The organism is Synechococcus sp. UW69 (assembly GCF_900474185.1).
Classification (GTDB): domain Bacteria; phylum Cyanobacteriota; class Cyanobacteriia; order PCC-6307; family Cyanobiaceae; genus Parasynechococcus.
Genome location: NZ_UCNW01000008.1, coordinates 404,401 through 422,307, shown reverse-complemented (window position 1 = coordinate 422,307; position 17,907 = coordinate 404,401). Strand labels below are relative to the sequence as shown.

Below are 17,907 nucleotides of genomic sequence, written 5' to 3'. Positions count from 1 at the left end.
ATGGGCAAAACCCCAGACACTGACTAAGATCCGCGTCTCCTCGCAGCGTTGCTGTTGGATCTGCCCATTGATCATTTCCGACTCCTGGGCGTCAGTCCATCGGCAGAGCCAGAAGCGATTCTGCGCCGGTTGCAAACCCGTTGCGACAGTCCGCCGGACCAGGGATTCACCCACGAAGCGCTGCTCCAGCGGGCCGACCTCCTGCGTCGATCCGCCGACCTGCTGACCGACCCCTCCGACAGGGCTGACTACGAAGCTGCCTTGCTACGCCTCAGTGAATCCCATCCGAACGGAACGGTGGGGTTGGATCTCCCGACCAGCAGCGAGGTGGCCGGTCTGATTCTGCTCTGGGAGGCCCACGGGGCTGTTGAGGCTTTTCAACTGGCACGGCAGGGGCTCCAGCCTCCTCAGGCACCAGCCCTTGGCAGCGGCCGTGAAGCGGATCTGACTCTCCTGGCTGCCCTGGCCTGTCGCGATGCTGCGCTGGAGGAGCAGGACCAACGTCGCTATGAGTCGGCTGCTCAACTGCTGATCGACGGCATCCAGCTGCAACAGCGGATGGGCAAGCTGCCCGATCAGCAGCGCCTGCTGGAAGACGCGTTGCAGGCGCTCACACCCTTCCGGATTCTGGATCTGCTCAGCCGTGATCTTGGTGATCAGGACTCACACCAACGGGGCTTGACCCTGCTGGATGAGTTGGTCGTGGCCCGTGGTGGTCTGGAGGCTGCCGAGGTAGATGGCGATCACCAAGGAAGCCTGACTCAGGCCGATTTTGAATCGTTTTTTCACCAGATCCGCCGCTTTTTGACGGTTCAGGAGCAGATCGATCTGTTCAGTCGCTGGTTTGAGGGAGGCGCTGCTGATGCTGGTTTCCTCACGGTTCTGGCGCTGACCGCCGCTGGTTTCTCGCGGCGTAAGCCCGAGTTCCTCGAGCAGGCGCGCGAGCGGATACAAACGCTTGCCAATGCCGACCTCGACCCCATGCCGCTGATGGGCTGTCTGGATCTGCTGTTGGGCAACGTCAAGGATGCCGAGCGGCACTTCGCTGTTCTGCGTGATGCAGACCTGCAGGCCTGGTTCCTGAATCATCCCGGTGACCGGCTCGCTGCCCAATGTGAGTACTGCCGAGCCTGGCTTGAGCGCGATGTCTTGCCCGGTTATCGCGATGTCGACGCATCGGTAGCTGACCTAGATGCCTGGTTTGCCGATCGTGATGTGCAGGGTTACGTCGATCGTCTCGATCGCAAGGCCTCGCGCCAGCCCCTTACCGAAGAGATGCCCCTGGACTGGTCAACAGCAGGGACGGCATCACTCGATTCCTCGTTCGACCTGGGTGAACCGGATCCGGATGCTGAGTCCGAAGACTTGGCCGTGCCGCTGCCGTTCTTGCAGCAACGCTGGGTACGTTCTGCTGCTGCGGCTCTGGCGCTGCTCGGGATCGCCGTTGGAGGCCTCGCCCTCGTCAGACGCAATTTGGATTACGCGCCACTGGTACCGGAAACGATTTCAGAAACCACGGAGGTTGAAGAGAAAGACGTTGAAGAGAAAGACGTTGAAGAGCAAATAGTCGACGTTTTTCCATCGCGGTCGGCCGATGAGCCCGTCGCGAGCCTGAAGCCGGCCCTGCGGCCCTCCGCTCCCTCCAAACCGCTCGTTAGCGATGCGCCGACGGAAGCGGAGCTGCAGGCTTTGGTGCAGGGATGGCTCGATGCCAAGGCTTTGGCTTTGTCCGGTCAGCCGGCGGACCTCTCCGTTGTGGCGAGGGACCCCCTGTTGAAGCGCGTGGAGCGTGAACGGGCCGTTGACGCGGCCGCAGGGCGGTCTAAGTCGATTGATGCCTCAATTACCAGCATCGAAGTGTTGGACAGAAAACCTCTGAGAATTGAGCTGCGGGCCCAGGTGGCCTACAGCGATCGTCTCCAGGGTGCTGATGGTGCTGTCATCGAAGAGACAGCACCGAGTGATTTCAGCGTGACCTATGTGCTCGGCAGGGACGGAACCCAATGGCGTTTGCATGACTACATGCCGGGATCCTGAGTAGCAGGACCGTCGCTTTTTACGATCACTTCATTGATCCAGGGGCTTTACGCCGATGTTCGACGAGCTTTCAGCCCGTTTTGAGGATGCGGTCAAGGGGCTGCGGGGACAGGACACGATCAGCGAGAGCAACGTCGATGGGGCGCTGAAGGACGTCCGTCGGGCGTTGCTTGAAGCGGATGTGAGCCTGCCGGTGGTGAAGGACTTCGTCGCTGAGGTCCGCGATAAAGCCGTCGGCGCTGAAGTGGTGCGAGGGGTCAACCCGGATCAAAAGTTCATCCAGGTGGTCCATGAGCAGCTGGTGGAGGTCATGGGGGGTGATAACGCTCCTTTGGCCAAGGCGGCCGAGGCTCCCACCGTCGTGCTGATGGCTGGCCTCCAAGGTGCGGGTAAGACCACCGCCACGGCCAAGCTTGGTCTGCACCTCAAGGACCAGGGACGTCGAGCCCTGATGGTGGGTGCCGACGTCTATCGGCCAGCGGCTATCGAGCAGCTCAAGACGTTGGGTGCTCAGATCGATGTGGAGGTGTTCAGCCTCGGAGCTGAAGCCAAGCCAGAGGACATCGCCGCGGCTGGTTTGGCTAAAGCGAAGCAGGAGGGGTTCGACACCCTCCTGGTGGACACCGCCGGCCGTCTCCAGATCGACACCGAGATGATGGAGGAGATGGTGCGGATCCGTTCCGCCGTGCAGCCCGATGAGGTGCTGCTGGTGGTGGATTCGATGATTGGCCAGGAGGCGGCCGAGCTCACCCGTGCCTTCCACGATCAGGTGGGCATTACTGGAGCAGTTCTCACCAAACTCGACGGTGACTCCCGCGGCGGTGCGGCCCTCTCGATCCGCAAGGTGAGCGGTCAGCCGATCAAGTTCATCGGTACTGGCGAGAAGGTGGAGGCGCTGCAGCCGTTCCATCCCGAACGGATGGCCAGTCGCATCCTCGGCATGGGTGATGTGCTGACGCTGGTGGAGAAGGCCCAGAAGGAGGTCGAACTCGCCGACGTCGAGAAGATGCAGAAGAAGCTTCAGGAGGCGACGTTTGACTTTTCGGACTTCGTGAAGCAGATGCGCTTGATCAAGCGCATGGGTTCGCTCGGTGGCCTGATGAAAATGATCCCGGGCATGAACAAAATCGACGACGGCATGCTCAAGCAGGGAGAGCAGCAGTTGAAGCGCATCGAGGCCATGATCGGCTCGATGACACAGCAGGAGCGGGAAAACCCCGACTTGCTGGCGGGTCAACCCTCAAGACGTCGGCGGATTGCCAGCGGCAGCGGTCATCAGCCCGCTGATGTGGACAAGGTGCTGGCCGACTTCCAGAAAATGCGTGGCTTCATGCAGCAGATGAGTCAGGGCGGTATGCCAGGAATGGGTGGCATGCCTGGAATGCCAGGGATGGGTGGAATGCCGGGGATGGGTGGAATGCCAGGAATGGGTGGCATGCCTGCTGCCGGTGGCCGCCCCGGTCGCGGCGGACCGCCCAAGCGGCAGCGACCGGCCAAGAAGAAGAAAGGCTTCGGGGATCTGTGAAGGCGGAACGGTATGGTGGTTGTTTGGCGGGCGTTTAGGCGCCGCCGGACCACCTCTTTTCCTTCATTCCAGGGCCACGATGATCAAGCTCCGCCTGAAGCGGTTTGGCAAGAAGCGGGAAGCGAGCTTCCGCCTCGTGGCCTGTAACAGCACCTCTCGTCGGGACGGTCGTCCCCTCCAGGAGCTGGGCTTCTACAACCCGCGGACGAAGGAAACGCGTCTCGATACCGAGGCCATCCGTGAGCGTTTGGGTCAGGGTGCCCAGCCCACCGATGTCGTGCGCACGCTGCTCGAGCGCGGCGGTCTTCTTGAAAAGACCGTGCGTTCTGCAGAAACTGTCGGTAAGGCCAAGCAAGCGGCCAAGCGTGAGGCTGATGCCAAGCAGGCCGCTAAGGATGCTGCTGATGCCAAGGCTGCTGAAGCTGAAGCGGCTGCTTCCGATTCCGCTGAAGCCGAATCCACCGAGGGCTGATCATTCCGGTGTCTGACGACGGCGAACGCGGCCGTTTCGTTCTCGACCTGCCTGATCCCGATGCTGCATTGGCTTTGGCCGGTGAAGCAGAAACAACCCTGCATCGCCTCGAAGCTCTGACAGGAGCCTCCATGGTGTTGCGGGGTCTTCAGTTGGTGATCACCGGGCGGCCGACGCAGATTGAACGGGCCGCTGCGGTTGTGGAACTGCTGCGCCCGATCTGGCAGGAGGGTCAGTCGGTCTCTCCGGTGGATCTTCAATCGGCTCTTGGAGCGCTCAACACCGGCCGCGGCGATGACCATGCCGCCATGGGTGAGCAGGTCTTGGCAAAGAGCCAAAAGGGCAATCTGCTGCGACCGCGCACCCTGCGACAGAAGAAATATGTGGATGCCATGGAGCGCCACGATCTCACCTTTGCGCTCGGGCCTGCGGGCACAGGAAAAACCTTCTTGGCCACCGTTCTTGCTGTTCGGATGCTCACCGAACGCAAGGTGGAGCGTTTGATTCTCACCAGGCCGGCTGTCGAGGCTGGGGAACGGCTGGGGTTCCTGCCGGGCGACCTTCAGCAGAAGGTCGATCCCTATTTGCGCCCGCTCTATGACGCCTTGCATTCCCTTCTTGGAGCCGAGAAAACAAGCGTGCTGTTGGAGAAGGGGGTGATTGAGGTCGCTCCGCTGGCCTACATGCGGGGCCGCACCCTCAGTGATGCCTTTGTGATCCTTGATGAAGCTCAGAACACCACGCCTGCCCAGATGCGCATGGTGCTCACCCGTCTCGGAGAGCGTTCTCGGATGGTGGTGACGGGCGACATCACACAAGTGGATCTTCCAGCCACCGTGCAGAGCGGTCTGGTGGAGGCCTCCGACGTTTTGGATGGTGTGGAAGGCGTGTCTGTCTGTCGTCTCACCTCGGCCGATGTGGTGCGTCACCCTCTTGTCCAGCGGGTTGTCGAGGCCTATGCCCGACGGGACGAACGCAAAACAGCCAAGCCTCAGCGTCGATAGGGACATCCACACTCCACCCCCTTGCCATCGCTGGCAGGATGTGTGGACTCTTTGGTGACCTGGTCGACATGCCAGCAAGCAGCAATTTCCAGGAGGCGATCCGCCAGGCGCAATCCAGCGCCCTTGTCGGGCCCAACGTTGTTAATAAAGCGCTGCCCTACGTCGGTGGCGGCATGGTGCTCACCTCTATCGGGGTGATCGGTGGTCTGTCGATGATGGCCACCCCGCTGTTCATGCCCCTGTTCTGGGTGGCAGTGATCAGCAACCTGGTTCTGTTCTTCGTCGCGCAGAACGTGGCGATGAAGGGGAACAACGCCACAGCCTTGCCGCTGTTGTCGATCTACAGCCTGATTACGGGATTCACCCTGAGTGGTCTCGTGGCTTTCGCTGGAGCCGTCGCCGGTATCGGTGCGGTCGGCACCGCTGCTCTGGCCACCGGCATCACCTTTGTGATTGCGTCGATCGTTGGCCGTCGCATGAGCGATTCCGTCGGTCAGGCCCTCTCCGGCGTGGTTGGCCTCGGCTTGATCGGCCTGATTCTGGCGATGGTCGTCCAGTTCATTGGCGGGATTTTTGCCCCCACCATCTTCCATGGCACCAGCTTTGAGTTGATGATCGCCGGCTTTGGCACCGTGCTGTTCGTTGGCGCTGCTTTCGTCGACTTCTACACGATGCCCCGCTCCTACCGGGATGACCAATACCTGGCAGGTGCCCTGAGCATGTACCTCACCTACATCAACCTGTTCATCTTCATCCTGCGCCTGATCATCGTGCTCAACGGCGGTGGTCGTCGCGATTGACGCCCGCCCAGAATGAATCCCTTGCCCCGGCCAGTTCGGGGCTTTTTTGTGGCTCAGCCCTCTGCCACGGCATAAACGCTGTCTCCGATGGCTTGCTTCTGCTCGGCGTCATATCCCCACTTCTTGAGGAAGGGGACATCCTCGCCGCGGTTGTCGAGGGCTGCGGCCAGCAGTTGCTCCAGGCGCTCTTTCACGTCTGCCGGCTCCAGCAGCCTGAGCAGTTCGATGCAGCGGCTGGTGACCCGCTCCGAACCGGCCTGCTGAGCTGCATCCCCCGAGCGTCGGTGCTGAACGGCCATGGCAGTGCTCATGGCCAGATTGCGGACGCTCAGATCAACCACTCCATCACCAGCGCTGCGCAGTTGCCCGACAACGGCGTCGGGCAACCGATCCATGAGCACACTGTCTCCCGCCAGGCTCACCACGAAAAATCCCCGGGCGCCATCGCGGCTGGCCACCATTTCACCGATGCGGTCGGCCAGCACTTCATCACTGATCTCCTCGTTGTCCCATTGCTGCAGCCAAGCGGCAGTGATCTCCATCGCCTGCTGGAAGGTGGGCTGCTGATCCGGCATGGCCCTCTCGAAATCCTCCCCTCAGGCTATTGAACGATTCAACGGCGGCGCAGACTTGGAACATGCACCCAACTCCGCTGCCAGAGGATTACCGCTCTGGTTTCATCGCACTGATCGGTCGCCCGAACGTGGGCAAATCCACGCTGGTGAATCAGCTGGTGGGGGAAAAGGTGGCGATCACCTCCCCTGTGGCCCAGACCACCCGCAACCGCCTGCGGGCGATCCTCACCACGGAGGTGGCTCAGATGGTTCTTGTGGACACCCCTGGCATCCACAAGCCCCACCACTTGCTAGGGGAACGCTTGGTGAAGAGTGCTCGCAGTGCCATCGGTGAGGTGGACCTGGTGGTGCTGCTTCTGGAGGGGTGCGAGCGCCCTGGCCGGGGCGATGCCTTCATCGTGAATCTGCTGCAGCAGCAGTCATTGCCGGTGTTGGTGGCCCTCAACAAGTGGGACAAGGTGGCCGCAGAGCATCAGACCGAGTCGGAGGAGGCCTACAGCGCCCTTCTGGAGGAGACCAACTGGCCGGTGCACCGCTGCAGCGCCCTGTCAGGAGATGGCTGCAAAGAGCTCTCAGCGGCGATGGCGGCTCAGTTGCCCTTGGGACCTCAGCTCTATCCACCCGAGATGGTGAGTGATCAACCGGAGCGGGTGCTGCTGGGGGAACTCATTCGTGAGCAGGTGCTTCTCCATACGCGAGAAGAGGTGCCCCACAGCGTCGCCGTCACGATTGATCGAATTGAGGAGATGCCGGCCAAGGGCAAAGGAACGGGGCGGACCGCAGTACTGGCCACGGTTCTGGTGGAACGCAAGAGTCAGAAGGGAATCCTGATCGGCAAAGGCGGGGCGATGCTTAAAACGATCGGTCAGGGGGCGCGTCTGCAGATGCAGGTGCTCATCGATGGCCCGGTGTATCTGGAGCTGTTCGTCAAGGTGGTGCCGGATTGGCGAAGCAAACCTGCCCGCTTGGCTGAACTTGGGTACACAGGGGACCACTGAACGCCTGCTACACGTATGTGTGTGAGTCCCTTCCGATGGGGCATGAGCACGTAATGTCCCGCTCATGCTTTCGCTGCTGACGCGCACCAAGAGCTTTCGGGATCCCTGGGTCGGTCACCCTGGTCTGAACAGACGCTGCCAGCTGCATCGACACCGTGTGCAGCTGGCGGAGACGCTTTGCCTCTGGAGACGTCTGCTTCGCCCAGTTCAACTGGCCAGCCTGGAGCGGGATGGCTTTGTGGTGCTGGAGAACTTTCTGCCGCAACACGAGTTTGATGCCTTGCGTGACGAGGTGGAGGCTGTGGTCAGTTGCGCGTCACGCTCCCATCCAGCACCAGACAACACCCGGCCTGGCTTTCGCCCGAAACAACCCTTTCCTGGAGGTTTTGACCGTTTCGATGGTGGAACCCTCAACCGTTTTCTCCACATCAATCCCGAGCAGATGCCTCGGGCCGCTGCCTTCTCCCACGATCAGCGGCTCCATGAGGGATCGCGTCAGATCATTGGGCTGCCCATGAATCCGCGCAAGCTGGACATCTACCTGACGGTGCATGGCGAGGAGACCCGGACGCACGATTTGCAGAAGGATCTGCATCGCGACACGTTCTTTCGTGCTCTCAAGTTCTGGTTTTTTCTGCGGCCGGTGCAACGCCAGGACGGACCCTTCGAATACGTGCCGGGTAGCCATCGCCTCGATGCGCCTCGCCTGCGTTGGGAGCAGGCCACGGCCACCGCTGCCGCTGAACAACGGCGGCAGCCGGATGTCTCTGGATCGTTCCGCATTCGTGAAGAATCCCTGGCAGAGCTGGGGCTGCCCAAGCCCGTTGCCTTGACCTGCCCAGCGAACACCCTGGTGCTGGCGGATGTCTTCGGCTTTCACCGTCGTGGTGCTGCCGCCCAGGGACAGCAGCGGCTTGCGCTTTATGGCTGGAACCGCCCTTATCCCTTTCTCCCCATCAGCTGGTGACCCGGCTGAGAAGATGGGCTGATGAGCGAACAAGCCTTTCCCCCGGAAGACCCTGCCTCCTTTCTGAATCTCTGCGACGGTGAGTGGATGAGCCTTCGCAGCTGTTTTGAGCTGGCTGCCGGAGGTGATGACGACTGGCACAGCAGCGAGCGGGGTGAACTCACTGTCCGCTGCGTGGAAGAGCAGGGGGCTCTCGGTCAACTGCAGGTGCAGGCCCCTGGAGGGACCTGCAGCACCCTCACCTTCGCCGCTGATGGAAAGCTGATCCTGGATGGTGATGCTCCTGGTAGCTGGAGGTTCTGGCCCGACGGCAGCATGGAGTTGAACCTCAGCCGGGCCGACGGGGTGTGTGTGCAGGAGAGGATCTGGTTCACGCGGGTCAACCTGCGCCTGCGCAGCACCACAGCTGTTGATGCGCAAGGAACACCGGTTCAGGGCAGTTTCTGCACGGACATCCGAAGGGTGTCCAAACCCGCGGCCTGAGGCGGCATGGCGCCCTATCGCCTGGATGTGGTGAGTCTGGCGCCGCAGGCGTTTGCCCCTCTGCTGGAGCTGGGGGTGATCGGGCGTGCCTTCAAGGCAGGAATTGCCGAGTTGCACCTGCACAATCCCCGGGACTTCGCCACCGATCGCCATCGCAAGGTGGATGACGAGCCCTATGGCGGTGGTGCCGGCATGGTGCTCAAGCCGGAACCGGTGTTCGCCGCGATGGAGGAAATCCCCCGTAGCTCCCGCAGCCGGGTGCTGTTGATGTCACCACAGGGGCGTCCCCTACAGCAGCAGGATTTGCAACGCTGGTCCTCCGACCACGATCAACTGGTCTTCCTCTGCGGACACTACGAGGGGTTCGACGAGCGGATTCGCGGCTTGGCGGATGAGGAGGTGTCGATGGGTGACTTCGTCCTCACTGGCGGTGAGCTGCCGGCGATGACGGTGATCAACGGTGTTGTTCGCCTACTTCCCGGCACGGTGGGGACGGCTGATTCGCTGGTGGAGGAAAGCCACAGTGCACTCCTCCTCGAACACCCGCATTACACCCGCCCCGCTGACTTCCGCGGCATGACCGTCCCCGATGTGCTGCGCAGTGGCGACCACGGTGCCATCGCTCGGTGGCGTCAGGAGCAGCGGGAGCAGCGGACCCGCGAACGGCGGCCCGACCTGTTCTCCCGCTGGCAGGCCGCAACAATGGATGTCCCTTTCGACCCCCTAGACCCCGGCATGGAGCTGCGCATCGGCAACGGATACGACATCCATCGGCTGGTGCCCGGACGGGCCCTCATCCTCGGGGGCGTGAGCCTGGAGCATCCCGACGGTCTTGGTCTTGATGGTCACAGTGATGCCGATGTGCTGGTGCATGCCGTGATGGATGCGTTGCTCGGGGCCCTAGCCCTTGGCGATATCGGCAAGTACTTCCCACCGACCGATCCCCAATGGAAAGGAGCCGACAGCTTGAAGCTGCTGGATCAAGTGGTGAAGCTGGTCAAAGAGCGTGGCTGGTCGGTGGTGAATATCGATGCAGTTGTGATTGCCGAGCGCCCGAAGCTCAAACCGCATATCGCGGCGATGAGCAGCACGATGGCATCAACCATCGGAATTGCCGCTGACGCTGTGGGTGTGAAGGCCACCACGAACGAAGGCTTGGGTCCAGAAGGACGGGAAGAGGGCATCAGTTGCCAGGCTGTGGCACTTCTGCAGAGGAGCTGAATCGTGCATCGACTCAGGCTTGTTTTGCTTAGGGTCATCGGACCTTGTTTGGCACTGGTTCTGTTGTTGGGAGGGATTTCGGAGGCACGGGATCAGGCATGGGCCGACCTTCAAGTTGGTGTCAAGGTGGCCGTGATTGAGCACCTGCGGCTGAAGGTGCCCCAGGAGAGTCGTGAGGATTGGATGGTTGCGGAACGCGGCAGCTGGGAGCCTTGGCTGAAGCACCAGCCTGGATTTTTGGGTCGTGATCTCTTCTGGGATCCGGCAACTGAGGAGGGGACGCTGCTGATTCGTTGGAGCAGTCGTGAGGCTTGGAAATCCATTCCTCCTGCGGAGGTGGAGAGGGTTCAGGCGCGCTTCGAGATGCTGGCCTGTGAGCACACGGGACAGAACCAGGGCAACCCCTTTCCCCTTGTGTTTGAGGGAGAACTGTTGCCGCAGTGAACATCCCTGATGCTCGTCTTGATCTGCGGCGCCGCCAGCGGTTGGGCATGGTTGAGGCCATCTGGGGGGAACACAAAACGGCCGATCAGATCATCGCCATCCTCGAGACCTTTGCCACAGCAGGAGAGTTGGGGCTCGTGACCCGGGTGGATGCCAAGAAGGCGGCACGGGTGTTCGAGATGTTGCCGGAGGTTGAGCTGCACCCTGATGCCCGCTGCCTGACCTTGGGCTCTCTGCCTCCTGCACCACCGCCTCCTGCTGAGGTGGTGGTGCTGAGTGGAGGCAGCAGTGATCGCACTGTGGTGGCTGAAGCCGCTCTTGCCCTGCGTTGCCATGGCATTGGCGTTGACCCTGTGATGGATGTTGGCGTTGCCGGATTGCATCGCCTTCTCGATCAACTTCCCCGTTTGGCAACGGCTCGGATCCTGATCGCCTGCGCAGGGATGGAGGGCGCCCTCCCGACGGTACTGGCCGGTCTTGTCTCCCAGCCGGTGATTGGCGTCCCGGTCTCGGTTGGTTATGGGATCAGCTCAGGGGGGAGGACCGCTTTGGAAGGGATGCTCGCCAGTTGTGCCCCCGGGTTGACGGTGGTGAATATCGACAATGGCTACGGTGCCGCGATGGCTGCATTGCGGATCCTCAGAGGAGTCGAGCCCGCTGAATTGGGCTAATTGTTTAGGCGGCAGCAGCAGCAGGTGGATCAATCTGGCCCAGTCGCTGCAGCTCGGCAGAGTTGCGGTCGCACTCCACGCGCAGCAGTGCATTTACAAGAGCATCCAGATCAGCCCGAGCCAGCTCGCCATCTTGTTGCCATTCCATGGAGCGGGGGTCGGGGGCCAACGCCGGAAGTCCAAATTTGGTTATCAGCAAATTAAGACTGATTCCTGAGAAGGAATACCCAGAAACCCAGAAAATCGGCGAAGAAAATCTTTAGTTCTTCAGAGGTGCTGCAGATTGGGGTAGGCGGTGACGAGGTCGTTGGCGCTGAGCACATCACCGCGCCCCTCCGGTTGCCAGATCACTTCGAGGGCCATTAATTCAGTGGAGGCTGTGGAACCGAGGATGCGCAAGGTCTGGCGTAGATCTTCCCCGGTGTCAGCTCCACCGAGCTTGGCGGTTGCCGTTGACGCGACGAGAAGCGTCACGACGATGAATTCGTTGGTGGCATCTGCCTCGCCAGCGCTGCTGCTGGTGTCGCTCATCCGCTGACCACCGACATTGCTGGTGAGCTCAGCGTCCAGTTTGCTGCGCTCGTTCATGGAGAGGCGATTAAAGGTCGATTCAGCGGAGCTGAACGGAACACTTCCACTCTCTGCATTGGCGTAGACCCAGAGGTCCGGTTGGCGTAGCAGGGCCAGGGTTGTTTCCTGAAGCAGCCTTTGGAGGCCGGCTGAACTGCTGGTGTCGGAGGAGGCAGCTAAAGAGCGCAGATCGTCCTGAAGGGATTTGGCACTGGCCAGCAGCCCCACTTGCACCTGAATCATGTTCACGTTGCGCGGTATGGCTGGAGCCGCAGCAGCACCTCCGATGGCTGGGGCGCCGCCGCCGCCCCGGACGGCGTTCACCAGCACACCCGCGATGGCCATCAGGATCAGCAGCCCGAACAGACCACCGCCACCGAATCCAAAGATCGGAATGATGAAGGGGAAGCCCATCCCTCCACCGCGGTAACCACCGCCGCGATACCCACCGCCATAGCTACCGCCGCTGGATCGGGGCATCGAAGGAGCGCGGAAGCTGCCCCCGCCCATGCGCCCACCGCGGGCTGCATCAGCCGGCTGTGCCTGGAACAGGCAGAGTCCCACAAGCACGAGCGGCAAAAGTAGTGATGCGAGCAGTCGTCGGGGTTGTGTCAACAGTCGGGGGGTGGCCACAGCAGCGCCCACAGCATCAATCCGGCGACTCTAGGAACCACCACCCACGATGGTGACGATCTCAAGGGTGTCGTCATCCTTCACCACGATGTTGTCCCAACGGCTGCGGGGTGCGATCACGCCGTTGTGCTCCGTGACCACCAGCTTGGGGTTGTTGGCCAGCAGGGCAACAACGGCCGCCAGGCTGGCGGGTGTCGGCGCTGGATCCAGCACGCGGGTTTCACCGTTGACCATCAGGGTGAGAGGCATGGCTCAGAACGTGGCGTGGTCCAGGTGCTGGAGCAGTTGCCGCGAGGCCTGCCCGGTGTCATCTGCATGCATGATTGCGCCGATCACCGCCGCGCGCTGGCCCCCGGCCGAGAGCAGTGCCGGCAGGTTGGCCAGCGTGATTCCACCAATGGCAAAGACGGGGCGTTGGCTGATCGCAGTGGCCTGCGCCAAGAGTTCCATGCCAACAGGGGATCGCTCGGGTTTGACGGCCGTGGAGTGGATGGGGCCGAAGCCGAGGTAGTCGATCGGCTCCTGCTGAGCTTGATGAACCTGATCGATGCTGTGGGTGCTGCGGCCCAGCAGACGCGCGGACCCCAGCAGAGAGCGTGCCACGTCGCTGGGCATGTCCTCCTGGCCCAGGTGCACCCCATCTGCATCCACCGCGAGGGCCAGGTCAACTCGGTCATTGATGATCAGCAGCGCCCCGAAGCGGTTGCAGAGCTGCCTCAGCTGCTGGGCCGCTTGCAGGCGTTCGAGATCGTTCCCCGCTTTGCAGCGGTACTGCACCATGCTCACCCCGTTCTGCAGGGCGGCCTCCACCCGATCGCTCAGGTCATCGCAGGGGGTTGTGATCAGGCAGAGGCGACAGTCCTGAAGCTTGGTGCGTCGCCTGGCCCGCAGGGTGGCGTTGAGGCAGACCACCTCCAGGTCGTAAAGGCCGTAGCGGATCACAGCGGCTTCAGCGGCCAGGGCAGGGTCGATGTTGCGTCCGTACTCCTCCAGCACCCTCAGTGCTTCCTGCACCCGGGCGCAATTGGCCGCCACCACGTGATCGGGGCTGTGGCGGTCGAGTTGGGCTGGATGCTCCAGTCCGGCGCCGGTGTCGGTGCTGGTGGAGCGGGCTTGCTTGTAGCTGTCGTGATGTAGCCGTCCCAGCCGTTGTCGCCAGTCCTTGAGGCGCACCACCAAGTCCTGCTGCTCTAGGCCGAAGCGGCACCAGTCCTCGACAACCCTCAGGCCTTCCCGGGCACGGTCGAGGTTGGCATCGATCAGGCGTGCCACCCGTGTATCCAGGGATGTCTCGCTAGGGGTCGGATTCATGGCACCCTGTGGGCAACGGTTTCTGCGTCGGTCATGGAGAACGGTGGTTCTGAAAGCACCATGCACGTTCTGGTCTGGGGAATCGTTCTTCTCGGTGGCATCGGCGTGTTCATCGTCTGGGGCCTGGTGAATGCCTATCCGACCGTGGCCTGAGAGCCTGTCTGAAGGATCTTGCGGGCTTGGGCTGCGTCGCGGCCGATCTGGCTGCTGAGCTCCTCGAGACCACTGAATTTGGTCTGGCCGCGTAGGCGCTGCACCGGCTCGACGCCCAGGTGCCGCCCCTCCAGCTCCAGGCTCTGATCCAGCAGGTGCACCTCCACGGCAGAGGGAGATGTGGGATCGATCGTGGGTTGGGGGCCGAGGTTCATCACGGCTGGCAGGCGCTCGCCTGCCCCATCCAGTTGGGCCCAGGCGGCGTAGACACCGAGCCCTGGAAGTGCTTTGCGGCCATCCACCTGGAGATTGGCGGTGGGCCAGCCCAGTTCTCGCCCCAGGCCTCGGCCCCGCACCACCCGGCCCTGAAAGCGGTAAGCCCTGCCAAGCAAGCCTTTGGCTGCCTCTAGATCTCCCTGCTCGAGGGCCGCGCGGATTCTGCTGCTGCTCATCCGGCCCTCACGGTCTTCAACGATGGGCACGACCTTCACCTCAACGCCTCCGCGAGCGGCGAGCCGTTCCAGCATCTCGGCGTCGCCCCGCCGCTGATGGCCGAAGCGGAAGTTGGTGCCCACCGCAATGCGCCTGGCCTGAAGGGTGCTCAATAGAACGGTTTTGACGAACTCTTCCGCACTCAGCTGAGCGAGCTCCCGGGTGAAGGGCACCAGCACGAGCTGCTGGATGCCAAGGGGTTCAAGCAGGGCGAGTTTTTCGCTTGGGAGATCCAGCCTCAGGCGTGCTTCGCCGAACAGCACCTCACGGGGATGGGGCCAGAAGCTCACCACCGAGGGAACGGCCTCCTCTGGGATGCCCTGGATGGCCTCATCGATCACACGACGATGGCCCGCGTGGAGGCCATCAAAACTCCCCAGAGCGAGGGCTGTTGGCCGACGGGCCTCCTCTGGAGAGCAGAGCGGAATCAAGGAGGTGCAGAAGGTGCGCTTTGGTGGCAAGTTTGAACGACCGAGCACCAGGGCATGGCCGACCGCCTCGATTTCCAGAAGTTGTCCTTCGGCGTGCGTCGGATGGGATGGATCCGTTTCTGGATTCAGGTGGTTCTCGGCATCGTTGTGGTGGGTGTTCTCCTGTTCAACAACATTGGCGGCAGCCTGGCCCGCAATTCCGAACGTGCTGTAGGGCTAGGGCCTGGACTGTCGCTCACCTCCCTGGCCTTCCTCGTGCTGCTCTTCAGCCTCTGGCAGGGCTGGCTGATCGTTCGTGCCGGTCGGGCCATCGACAGTGCTGCCCGACCCAGTCGGGGGGAGGTGGCACGGCTGATCAAGCGGGGGCTGCTGGCGGATCTGCTGGGCCTCACCTTCGCCACGATCGGCTATCAGGCCCTCGCCGGCAGTCTGTTCGTGCAGGCTTCGATGCAGACCCCCGGTATTGCCATCGGCGGCCGCGGCATGGCCGACAACCTGGCGATTACGTCATTGGAAATGCTGTCCGTGCTCAGCAACACCCAGGTGCTGTTCGCCCATCTGATCGGTGTGTTGTTCTCCCTGTGGCTGCTGCAACGGGTTTATCGCACGCAATGAATGGATCCCTTTGGCTCCGGTTGCCTCTCCATCAGTGAATTAATGCCTTAAGGCTTTTTCGTGGTTCTGATCTGGGGAGAGAGGCATCAGGTCGAGCCTCGATGATTGGGTTTGGTTGCAAGCCAAAGCTCTTCGCTTGATGTCTTGATGCGCAAATCTCGCTGAACTGTTGAAGGCTGAATTGGCTTGCGTCCAGGACTGTGTGGATCTTCAAAGCAGTCGCTTCTCAGCGATGCTGCAAGGCTTTAAGAAACTAAAGATAACTAATTATTCTTTAATTTAATTTTTTTTCGCGTTCAGAGGAAATTGTTGTTTCACAACTAAGTTTTCAATGCGCTCCTGTTGGAGTTGCGCCTTCAACGGTCTTTCGTGCTCGCAATTGCTTGGCAAAGGCTTTCAGTAATTCTGCTTTAAATGAACGCTTCCCTCTCACCCAAGTTCAGGTTCGGCGCTGAGTCCAAGTCAATGGACGTTAGTTTTGCGTCGTCTCAGGCCCGCAGGGGGATGAGTCCAGCCGCTCTGACGAATGCCGAATATCTGAGGCAATCATGTGCACAGATGCGTATTGGTGTAGGTCCAAGGGACCATGTTGAATGTCCGCATCGGGTCACGTTTGATCGTTTTTCTCCGACAGATGGAGAGGCTCTGCGCGAGTGTATTGATGCCGCATACCGGCAGGTTCTGGGTAATGCACATGTCATGGCCTATGAGCGCTGTGATTCTCTAGAAGCAGAATTCACCGACGGACGTCTTTGTGCTCGTGAATTTGTTCGTCGTCTCGCTAAGAGTGAGTTGTATAAATCCCGTTATTTCTTTAAAGTTTCTGCCTACAGAGGGATTGAGTTGAATTTCAAGCATTTGCTTGGCCGACCACCTCTGAATCAGCAAGAAGTTATTAGTTCAGCTGCGATCCAATCTGAGTATGGGTTCGATGGGCTGATTGACTCCATTATTGATTCTGCGGAGTATTCAGAAGTCTTTGGGGATAATACGATTCCTTATGTTCGATCGTTCACTTCTGCAAGTGGAATGTCGATGCAAAACTTTGTTCGAATTGCGGCTCTTGAGCAAGGTTTTGCAAGCAGTGATCGATCGAAAGGGAGCGATAGCTTGCTCCGTAGCAATCTTGCTGGCGGAGTATCCATGTCTATTCATGTGCCGCCGGCGCCAGAATATGTACAAATGTCTGCTGCATGGCTGGGAGGCAAGCCACCCGCAAATTATGAAAAGCTGTGGCGTGGTTTGGCTCTCGTGGGTGGTGCTCACCTCGCTGGAATGCTGGTGAATGTAGTGTCACAAATGCTTGGCATTCACGCACTCGACCGAATTCCTGCAATGTTCCTTGGTCTTTGATCTGAGCTTTTCATTTCATCCTGGGTGCAAGCCACTTGATCGGTTTGCACCCAGGCGAAGTCAGAAGTCATGGCAAAACACCTGGATGAATTCCTTGTGAAAAGCCTTTGAGTTGTTCACTCGCTGCGGCTTTTCGGCTCAGTCAAGTCTTTCCCAGTGCATTGAGCCCCTGACGTTTGTGCAGAACGCTGATGGTTGTAATCGCCTGTGTGGCTTGATTCTTTGGGACATGTTCAGTTGTCCTCCAGGCGCCAAACAGTTTCTGACTCCCTGTCAGCAACTTTTGGAAAGTCGATCTAGCGCACCAGCTGATCGTTCAGCTTGAGATTTGGGAGGCCACTGAGTGGCCCCCGCCAGAACAGGTCGGGTTGGATCGGCGTGAGGGAAGGAGAATTGGCATGGATCTGGGCTACATCACTGGGCCAATCCCGGGGGCCTTCTCCGGCCGATTCAAGATCCTGCACCGCTTCCCCGGCCAGCCAGTAGTAAGCGCGGCCACGGGGGTCTTCTCGGCGGCTGAATTGCTCGTCGTAACGCCGGATCGAGAGACGGGTCCAGCGCAGTCCACGCATCTCCTCCCTAGAGCAGGGGGGGATGTTGAGGTTGAGCAGAAGGTTTTCGGGCCACTGGTCCTCGATGGCCTGCTCACTCACTTCCAGGGCCAGGTCTGCGGCGGCTTGGAATTGACGCCATTGGAAGCAGGCGCTGCTAACCGCAAGCGATCGAATGCCTTCCAGGGTGCCCTCCATGGCTGCTGCAACGGTGCCGGAGCAGAACACATCTGTTCCCAGGTTGGGGCCGTGATTGATGCCGGAGAGCACCAGGTCCGGCTTCTCCTTCACCAGTTCGAACAGGGCAAGCTTCATGCAGTCGGCAGGGGTGCCGCTACAGGCCCAGGCGGTGACTCCTGGAGCAAACAGTTCGTCGGCTCGCTCGGCGCGGATGGGGGTCTGCAGGGTGAGGCCATGGCCGGTGGCGGACCGTTCCTGATCCGGGCAGACCACCGTCACCTGATGGCCACGGGCTGCAGCAGTAGCGGCCAGGGTTCGGATGCCGTCGGCGAAGACCCCATCGTCATTGCTGATCAGGATCCGCAGCGGGGTCATGGCGGCAATTGCACTGGGATGAACCTAAGCGGCTTGGCTGCTTACA

Annotated in this window: 20 protein-coding genes; 13 read left to right on the top strand and 7 right to left on the bottom strand. The window is 60.9% G+C overall.

Annotated features, from left to right (window positions below; translation table 11 throughout):
• Nucleotides 1–54 precede the first annotated feature (54 nt).
• From DXY29_RS05985 to DXY29_RS05965, 5 genes are all read left to right on the top strand, one after another.
• On the top strand, nt 55–2,037 hold the full coding sequence (locus DXY29_RS05985; protein ID WP_115024296.1) for an ARC6/PARC6 family protein: 1,983 nt from the start codon (nt 55–57) through the stop codon (nt 2,035–2,037).
• 55 nt (nt 2,038–2,092) lie between these two features.
• A complete protein-coding gene (gene ffh, locus DXY29_RS05980) occupies nt 2,093–3,562 on the top strand; it encodes a signal recognition particle protein (RefSeq protein ID WP_115023733.1) in 1,470 nt (489 codons plus the stop codon).
• A 79-nt stretch (nt 3,563–3,641) separates the two neighbouring features.
• The gene (gene rpsP / locus DXY29_RS05975; RefSeq protein ID WP_115023731.1) at nt 3,642–4,034 is read left to right on the top strand and encodes a 30S ribosomal protein S16; all 393 of its coding nucleotides are present in this window, start codon (nt 3,642–3,644) and stop codon (nt 4,032–4,034) included.
• 8 nt (nt 4,035–4,042) lie between these two features.
• Entirely contained in the window at nt 4,043–5,038 is a 996-nt protein-coding gene (locus tag DXY29_RS05970) for a PhoH family protein (protein ID WP_115023730.1), read from the top strand.
• Nucleotides 5,039–5,106: 68 nt separating this feature from the next.
• Complete coding sequence (locus tag DXY29_RS05965; protein ID WP_115024294.1) at nt 5,107–5,838, top strand: Bax inhibitor-1 family protein; 732 nt, start codon at nt 5,107–5,109, stop codon at nt 5,836–5,838.
• A gap of 53 nt (nt 5,839–5,891) precedes the next feature.
• Here DXY29_RS05965 and DXY29_RS05960 read toward each other — a convergent pair whose 3' ends face one another.
• The gene (locus DXY29_RS05960; protein ID WP_115023728.1) at nt 5,892–6,413 is read right to left on the bottom strand and encodes a hypothetical protein; all 522 of its coding nucleotides are present in this window, start codon (nt 6,411–6,413) and stop codon (nt 5,892–5,894) included.
• A gap of 62 nt (nt 6,414–6,475) precedes the next feature.
• Between DXY29_RS05960 and era the strand changes: the two genes are divergently transcribed.
• The 6 genes from era (at nt 6,476) to larB (ending at nt 11,197) form a co-directional block, all read left to right on the top strand.
• Nucleotides 6,476–7,411 carry a GTPase Era gene (era, locus tag DXY29_RS05955; RefSeq protein WP_115023727.1) on the top strand — a complete coding sequence of 312 codons (936 nt, stop codon included), beginning with the start codon at nt 6,476–6,478 and terminating at the stop codon, nt 7,409–7,411.
• Between the two features lie 64 nt (nt 7,412–7,475).
• Entirely contained in the window at nt 7,476–8,378 is a 903-nt protein-coding gene (locus DXY29_RS05950; protein WP_115023725.1) for a phytanoyl-CoA dioxygenase family protein, read from the top strand.
• A 21-nt stretch (nt 8,379–8,399) separates the two neighbouring features.
• On the top strand, nt 8,400–8,861 hold the full coding sequence (locus tag DXY29_RS05945; protein ID WP_115023723.1) for a phycobiliprotein lyase: 462 nt from the start codon (nt 8,400–8,402) through the stop codon (nt 8,859–8,861).
• Nucleotides 8,862–8,867: 6 nt separating this feature from the next.
• Nucleotides 8,868–10,082, top strand: coding sequence for a tRNA (guanosine(37)-N1)-methyltransferase TrmD (trmD, locus tag DXY29_RS05940; RefSeq protein ID WP_115023721.1), 1,215 nt, complete (start codon nt 8,868–8,870; stop codon nt 10,080–10,082).
• A gap of 48 nt (nt 10,083–10,130) precedes the next feature.
• Complete coding sequence (locus DXY29_RS05935) at nt 10,131–10,526, top strand: TIGR03792 family protein (RefSeq protein WP_244279324.1); 396 nt, start codon at nt 10,131–10,133, stop codon at nt 10,524–10,526.
• Nucleotides 10,523–11,197 (top strand): nickel pincer cofactor biosynthesis protein LarB, encoded by a 675-nt coding sequence (gene larB, locus DXY29_RS05930; RefSeq protein ID WP_115023717.1) that lies wholly within the window; start codon nt 10,523–10,525, stop codon nt 11,195–11,197. The genes DXY29_RS05935 and larB overlap by 4 nt, the downstream gene beginning before the upstream one ends.
• 4 nt (nt 11,198–11,201) lie before the next feature.
• Here the strand turns inward: larB and DXY29_RS13460 are convergent, their stop codons facing one another.
• The 5 genes from DXY29_RS13460 to DXY29_RS05905 all read right to left on the bottom strand — a co-directional run bounded on the left by DXY29_RS13460 (nt 11,202) and on the right by DXY29_RS05905 (nt 14,787).
• Nucleotides 11,202–11,345 carry a hypothetical protein gene (locus DXY29_RS13460; RefSeq protein WP_170952137.1) on the bottom strand — a complete coding sequence of 48 codons (144 nt, stop codon included), beginning with the start codon at nt 11,343–11,345 and terminating at the stop codon, nt 11,202–11,204.
• Nucleotides 11,346–11,464: 119 nt separating this feature from the next.
• Nucleotides 11,465–12,412, bottom strand: coding sequence for a DUF1517 domain-containing protein (locus DXY29_RS05920; protein ID WP_115023713.1), 948 nt, complete (start codon nt 12,410–12,412; stop codon nt 11,465–11,467).
• Between the two features lie 18 nt (nt 12,413–12,430).
• A complete protein-coding gene (thiS, locus tag DXY29_RS05915) occupies nt 12,431–12,649 on the bottom strand; it encodes a sulfur carrier protein ThiS (RefSeq protein WP_115023711.1) in 219 nt (72 codons plus the stop codon).
• Between the two features lie 3 nt (nt 12,650–12,652).
• On the bottom strand, nt 12,653–13,711 hold the full coding sequence (locus DXY29_RS05910) for a thiamine phosphate synthase (RefSeq protein ID WP_115023709.1): 1,059 nt from the start codon (nt 13,709–13,711) through the stop codon (nt 12,653–12,655).
• A 134-nt stretch (nt 13,712–13,845) separates the two neighbouring features.
• On the bottom strand, nt 13,846–14,787 hold the full coding sequence (locus DXY29_RS05905) for a bifunctional riboflavin kinase/FAD synthetase (RefSeq protein WP_115024293.1): 942 nt from the start codon (nt 14,785–14,787) through the stop codon (nt 13,846–13,848).
• A 54-nt stretch (nt 14,788–14,841) separates the two neighbouring features.
• On the opposite strand from DXY29_RS05905, the gene DXY29_RS05900 reads away from it, so the two are divergent.
• Together DXY29_RS05900 and DXY29_RS05895 are read left to right on the top strand one after the other, a co-directional pair.
• On the top strand, nt 14,842–15,402 hold the full coding sequence (locus DXY29_RS05900) for a DUF3611 family protein (RefSeq protein ID WP_115023707.1): 561 nt from the start codon (nt 14,842–14,844) through the stop codon (nt 15,400–15,402).
• Between the two features lie 504 nt (nt 15,403–15,906).
• Entirely contained in the window at nt 15,907–16,755 is an 849-nt protein-coding gene (locus DXY29_RS05895) for a phycobilisome rod-core linker polypeptide (protein WP_244279323.1), read from the top strand.
• Nucleotides 16,756–17,051: 296 nt separating this feature from the next.
• Here DXY29_RS05895 and surE read toward each other — a convergent pair whose 3' ends face one another.
• Nucleotides 17,052–17,861 carry a 5'/3'-nucleotidase SurE gene (gene surE, locus DXY29_RS05890; protein ID WP_115023703.1) on the bottom strand — a complete coding sequence of 270 codons (810 nt, stop codon included), beginning with the start codon at nt 17,859–17,861 and terminating at the stop codon, nt 17,052–17,054.
• Nucleotides 17,862–17,907: the final 46 nt, after the last annotated feature.